Genomic DNA, 5,572 nt, shown 5'->3' with positions numbered 1-5,572 from the left:
ACCGAATATTGTGTGACGGAGTCATGAATACATGAAGACGAGTTGAAGAGCGGCCACCGCCCTTTCAAGCGCCGAGAGCAGACGTTTGCCAGAGCTCATTCATAAGAAAGGCAGATGACCCAATATCGACACGGTATTTGCTTCTGGCCCGCGTTGAGTAGATTGGAATGTAAACGACAGTTCAACGATTGAGCGAATGCCTCTTCCTCGCCACTAAAGTGACTTGGGGACGTCGTCGCCGTGACGGGAAGGATTTCAGTGGAACCGTTGCGTCAGCAGCGCGTCCGAACCGATCGAGTCATTTTGGCAGCTTCCCGACCTCGCGAATGAGGTTCCAAAGGAGTTTCTTCAGCGTATGTATACTGGGTTAATCTGTTCCACTGCGACGGTCATCCGCATCGTTGGTTGTCGACCCAATGCGAAGGTGCACGCCAGTGAGCTATGCTGCGATGTCGGCCGTCACTGAGTATCACTGTTCCGCCCTGGCCGCCGGGCGGGTTGCCGCGCCGCGGTGCGCTCGCCTCTTGGACAGCGAGCGGTTCTCGCAAATGCTCAATGAGAGGAATTTGGATGGGTGCGGGTCATTCGAGGACACGCCAGGCCAGGGTCTCGGCAGCCACGAGCTTAAGTCGGAAGAACGCAGCGCCGGGTCGCCGGCTCGTCAAAACATGCTCCATTTCCCTGGACACACTTCGCACAGCGCCGCCATCCTAAGAAACCGTCTCGATATTGAGGAAGCGAGCGAGCAGGGAGCGCCGCCAGGATCAGCCATAGTCGTCAAATTTGCGGACGCGATAGCTCATCGCATTTTGGTGGGCGCAGACGAGGTCGACAACAGCACGGTACAAATCGTGCTTCGGGGGGAGTTGCTCGGCGATGCGCAAGTGACCATCAGCTTTCGGCATGATACCTTGCGAGTATTCATCGAATCCGAGCGCCTTTGGGCCCTCCTGCAGTTCCAGGGCTATGCCTTTGCTCGCGATTTGTCCGCTCGGCTCGGGATGCGGATTCTGGTTGCGGTGAGTACCCACAGTTCAACTCCGAAGGAACAGGACAACAACCGAGGGTCTCACCGGATCGAGCCAGTTCTTCATTATGCAGTCGGGAAGGGCACGTGATCGATCTTCGTTGCTATAGTTCGAGAGAGGCCGCCAACATTTCGCTTCTTGCAACTCGCTTGCCGGCCACTTTCAACCTCGCCGGCATCAACGTGGCAGCCATCATGCCCGATGCGACACCACCGGACGTTCCAGTGGATTGCCGCCGGTTCATGGTACGCCTACACGGCCACGATATTGGCGTCGCGATCGACTCGACTCTCCTTCCGTCCATAGCGGTGACGCATTGGCCAGACATCACGGCGCTGCCACCGGATGACGGCTTGCGGGAGATCCTGTTTGACATCGTCCTACGGGATGTAGCGATTCAGGTGGAACGATGGTGCGGCCAGCGGCCCACCTGGTCCTCGTCTGAAATTGCCCGAGCGCTTCCCTACGCAATTGGGCTTGTTCGCCTGGACGGTCCAGCCAAAGTCCTCGGGTTAGTGGAATTCGATGCCGGCGGGCTCGAATGGATCGCCGGCTACTGCTGCGATGTGCTGCCGGTTGTGTGTGCAGTCCTCGATGATCTGGCCCTCTCTCTCTATCTGAGAGCCGCTCGCGCAAGCCTTACCTTGGCCGAACTACAGGCGCTCGCGCCGGGCGACGTGGTCCTGCTCGACGGCTCACCAGTCGCTCGTGACGGCGTGATGACGGTTCTACTGTGCCTTCCTGGCAATTCACGATTTCGCGCCTCGATCATGGACGGCCGCCTGACAGTCCTCTCAGCAGTGGACCACGTGATGGAAAAACCAGACCCTCTCCCGCCGGAAACCTTCGACAGCATCGACCTACCGGTCGATGTGGAAGTCGGACGCCTGATCATGTCGCTCAAACAACTGCGTGAACTGGCTGTGGGTCAGGTACTGGATCTTGGTTTCGACGCCACGACCAATGTCACTTTGCGAGTCAATGGCCGGGTGATCGCTACGGGCGAGTTGGTGCGCATCGCCGATCGGACAGGTGTGAGTGTCGCAGACATCCGCCTACAACGCGCCGGGTCATGAATACCGGGTTGCCTGATCCCGTCGCGATGATCGCCTTGATCGGCGCGCTCGCGGTCGTCCCCTTCCTTGCCATCACCGTCACGTCGTACGTCAAGCTCGTGGTTGTATTCGGGCTGATCCGAAATGCTCTCGGTATTCAAAACATTCCGCCGAACATGGCGCTAAATGCGGTCGCCATCCTGCTCTCCGTATATATCATGCAGCCAGCAGCCAAGAACGCATATGAAGCAATGCGCCACAAGGAGATCGCGTTCGAAGATCTCCGTGAGCTCGTCGAAACGATACCGGTTGCTATAGAGCCCTTTCGCAATTTTCTCCTGAAGAACACGTCGCGACAGGAACGGCAATTCTTCGCCAATGCGACCCGTGAACTATGGAGCAAAGGAGACGCAGATGCGGTCACTGATAGCGATTTTGTGATTTTAATCCCAGCATTCATCACATCCGAGTTGGCGGACGCGTTCAAGATAGGTTTCCTGCTGTTCCTGCCTTTCATCATCATCGACCTTGTCATTTCGAATATCCTTCTGGCGATGGGTATGATGATGGTTTCGCCGATGACTATCTCCCTGCCCTTCAAGCTGTTCTTGTTCGTCTCTGTGAATGGATGGCAGCGCCTGATCCACGGTCTGGTCTTGTCCTATGCGGTACCACGATGATGAGCACAGCCAGCCTCGCCAACATCGCCATCGACGCGCTGAAACTGACTCTGGTCCTGTCGATGCCTACGATCGTCGTCGCCACGGCGGTCGGGCTGGTTGTTAGCGTGGTGCAGGCCTTGACCCAAGTTCATGAGCAGACACTTCCATTCGCCGTGAAACTCATATGCGTGAGCCTGACTCTGCTGGCAACTGGGAGCTGGATCAGCGGCGAGCTGTATCAATATATGCAAAACATCTTTGACAAGATTGGAGCGATGTAAATGCAACGCCGCGAGAATATACTCAATCGATCTGCTATCTCGCAGCGACTATGAAGGCTGTACCGGCCAGCAGGTCTTGAACACCTCAACAGTCCGTCTCATGCCGCTACTTGATCCGTCTCTCTTGCATACCGCCCTTGCCGTTTTTGCTCTGGCTACGACGCGTACGACGGGCATGATGTTGATTGTACCCATTCTAGGGCGAGGCATTGTGACTGGAATGGCGCGGAACGGTGCGATCATGGCGTTGAGCCTCCCGGTGATGGCGCATGCTTGGGCAACTAAGCCTGCGAACCTCGATATCTGGCAGCTGAAGCTGTTCCTGGGCTTGGGGCTGAAGGAACTCTTGCTCGGGATCCTACTCGGCATGCCAATAGCTGCGACCATCTGGGGTGTTGAGGCCGCGGGCACCTTCATTGACAACCACAGAGGCGCCGAAATGGTGAGTCTCTTGAATCCGGCGAGCGGCAATCAGGTCTCGCCGCTTGGAACGCTGCTCGCCCAACTCTTCGCCACATGGCTGTTTGCCTCCGGCGGCTTCTCCGCATTGATCGAAGCGCTCTATCGCTCCCATGACGTCTGGCCTCTATGGAGCTTGCAACCTGCTTTCGGTCCGGCATTCGTCACTGGGGTCTTGCATCTCGCAGATGTCATCATGCTACTGACTTTGCTTCTGGCCGGTCCAGCCATCGTTGCTATGTTCCTCAGCGAATTGGGTCTGGCACTGATCGCCCGCTTCGTACCACAATTGCAGGTCTTCTTTATCGCCATGTCGGTCAAGAGTGCGGTAGCCCTCCTGCTCTTAGTCCTTTCACTCACGATCGTTCTGGCTGAGGCCGATCAATACGTGCCGTCACGGGTCGTGATTTTCAACCTTGTCGCCAAGTGGTTGTCATGAGTGGCGAAAAGACCGAAAAGCCTACTCCCAAACGGGTGCGCGACCTGCGCAGGAAGGGGCAGGTCGCGCAGAGCAATGAAGTCGTATCCGCGGCACTGACCATTGCGTTCTTCGCACTGTTCTTTGCCTCCTTGCCCGGTATGATAGACCGGCTCGAGGCAATGATCCTGACGCCTATTCCGCTTCTCGAAGGTGACGTCCTGAGCGTCACTCAACAGCTCCTGCAATCCTACATTAGCGAACTACAGCGTATGCTCGCGCCCTTCGTCGGCATCGTTCTGGTGATCGGCGTAGGAGCCAACGTCTTACAGAATGGCCTGATATTCTCGCCCCAGGCGGCCGCCCCGGCACTGAAGCATCTCAGCCCCAGCGAAAACGCCAAGAGGATCGTTTCGCTCGGGAATTGCATCGAATTGGGCAAGTCGATCGGAAAGATTCTGGTGATCGGCTCGGTTCTGCTGCTCGTGCTGCGCGAAGGTATGCGTGCGCTCGTCTGGACGCCGAGTTGCGGTATACGTTGCCTACGGTCGGTGACAGGCAGCCTGCTGCTCGGTATCGCCGTCTATGCGGCATTGAGTTTACTGATGGTGGCAATTGCGCACTTTGCATTCCAGCGTTGGCAATTCACGAAGAGAAATATGATGTCAAAGGCTGAGGTGAAGCGGGAATACAAGGAGGAAAACGGTGCCCCCACACTTATAGCGCATCGTAAACAACTCCACATGGAGTTGCTCTCCAAGGGTATGATCGATCAGTCGCGCAGGGCGACCGTCTTGATCACCAATCCGACACATGTTGCCGTGGCGATTTATTACAATCGGCAGCAGACCCCCTTGCCCCTGATCAGTGCCGTCGGTACCGACCTCACGGCGCAGGATATGATCGACGCTGCGGTGGCTACCGCTGTGCCGGTGATGCGAAACGTTCCGCTGGCTCAGGCGCTGCTGAAGCACGGCCGAGTAGACGAGTATATTCCATCACATCTACTCGTACCTGTTGCAGAGGTTCTCCGAGCGCTTGGTAATCTGGCAACCGAAGCCGGCGTTGGTCCCCGTTTCAGCTGACCGAAAATACCACTATCGACCGGCGGCGATTACTCTGCGAAGCATCCATATTTATTTCATATGTGCGCATATCCGTCTTATATTTTTCGCGTATGCAATGATCTTATAATAGATTTATCGACCGACATCTGTTTGACGCGTTGGAAGGGATGAGCGCTGCCCGCGGGCGCCGTTCGGTTCGATGGCGTGTTGCCCAGATGTAGCTTCAAATAGGAGCAAGCGCCGTGTCCTTAGATGGTTGAAAAAATGTGGATCTACGCAATCTGGCACTGCCAGCCGCGGAATGGCAAATCGGCTGGCGCGAAAGTCCGTGCCCCGACAGCCTGCGGTGGGCTGCCGCCGGGATCCAGAAGGATAGAGGTTGGCCCGCCGCTCAACCGCAAGGGTACCGCCGCGGCCGCTCTCACAGCGGTACGCCGAGATCGTGCGCTGCCCCACATAGTGAACGTCGCGTTCTATGGCGAGGCGCCGTTAATTCTGTTCATAGCATGGCTGAGGAGCGCGTTGATTTGCGATCTCTAAAGACCGCGGCGCAGATTCTCGTGCGGCTCGTCGACGAAATTGATGCCGCAGCGCAGTGATCC

The 5,572-nt window shown here is 56.8% G+C and carries 6 protein-coding genes; all 6 read left to right on the top strand.

Annotation, left to right across the window (positions count from 1 at the left end):
- The first annotated feature begins 434 nt into the window (after positions 1-434).
- Positions 435-1,118, top strand: a complete 684-nt coding sequence (locus tag EOA60_RS16390; RefSeq protein ID WP_127336008.1) for a hypothetical protein — start codon at positions 435-437, stop codon at positions 1,116-1,118.
- Positions 1,115-2,104: a type III secretion system cytoplasmic ring protein SctQ gene (gene sctQ / locus EOA60_RS16385; protein WP_127336009.1), complete on the top strand. Its 990-nt coding sequence runs from the start codon at positions 1,115-1,117 to the stop codon at positions 2,102-2,104. The genes EOA60_RS16390 and sctQ overlap by 4 nt, the downstream gene beginning before the upstream one ends.
- Positions 2,105-2,112: 8 nt before the next feature.
- The gene (gene sctR, locus EOA60_RS16380; RefSeq protein ID WP_281060748.1) at positions 2,113-2,763 is read left to right on the top strand and encodes a type III secretion system export apparatus subunit SctR; all 651 of its coding nucleotides are present in this window, start codon (positions 2,113-2,115) and stop codon (positions 2,761-2,763) included.
- Positions 2,763-3,026, top strand: a complete 264-nt coding sequence (gene sctS / locus EOA60_RS16375; protein WP_127336011.1) for a type III secretion system export apparatus subunit SctS — start codon at positions 2,763-2,765, stop codon at positions 3,024-3,026. Before sctR ends, sctS begins: the two co-directional genes overlap by 1 nt.
- 100 nt (positions 3,027-3,126) lie before the next feature.
- Positions 3,127-3,924 carry a type III secretion system export apparatus subunit SctT gene (gene sctT, locus EOA60_RS16370; RefSeq protein WP_281060749.1) on the top strand — a complete coding sequence of 266 codons (798 nt, stop codon included), beginning with the start codon at positions 3,127-3,129 and terminating at the stop codon, positions 3,922-3,924.
- The gene (locus tag EOA60_RS16365; RefSeq protein ID WP_128311607.1) at positions 3,921-4,988 is read left to right on the top strand and encodes an EscU/YscU/HrcU family type III secretion system export apparatus switch protein; all 1,068 of its coding nucleotides are present in this window, start codon (positions 3,921-3,923) and stop codon (positions 4,986-4,988) included. The genes sctT and EOA60_RS16365 overlap by 4 nt, the downstream gene beginning before the upstream one ends.
- Positions 4,989-5,572 lie beyond the last annotated feature (584 nt).

Source organism: Mesorhizobium sp. M1A.F.Ca.IN.020.06.1.1, from assembly GCF_004023265.1.
GTDB lineage: Bacteria > Pseudomonadota > Alphaproteobacteria > Rhizobiales > Rhizobiaceae > Mesorhizobium.
This window is presented reverse-complemented; position numbering and strand designations above follow the sequence as displayed.

Bases quoted from the DNA above. Each gene is read 5' to 3' on its own strand.
- sctS (WP_127336011.1), top strand. From the start codon at position 2,763: ATGAGCACAGCCAGCCTCGCCAACATCGCCATCGACGCGCTGAAACTG.
- sctT (WP_281060749.1), top strand. From the start codon at position 3,127: ATGCCGCTACTTGATCCGTCTCTCTTGCATACCGCCCTTGCCGTTTTT.
- EOA60_RS16365 (WP_128311607.1), top strand. From the start codon at position 3,921: ATGAGTGGCGAAAAGACCGAAAAGCCTACTCCCAAACGGGTGCGCGAC.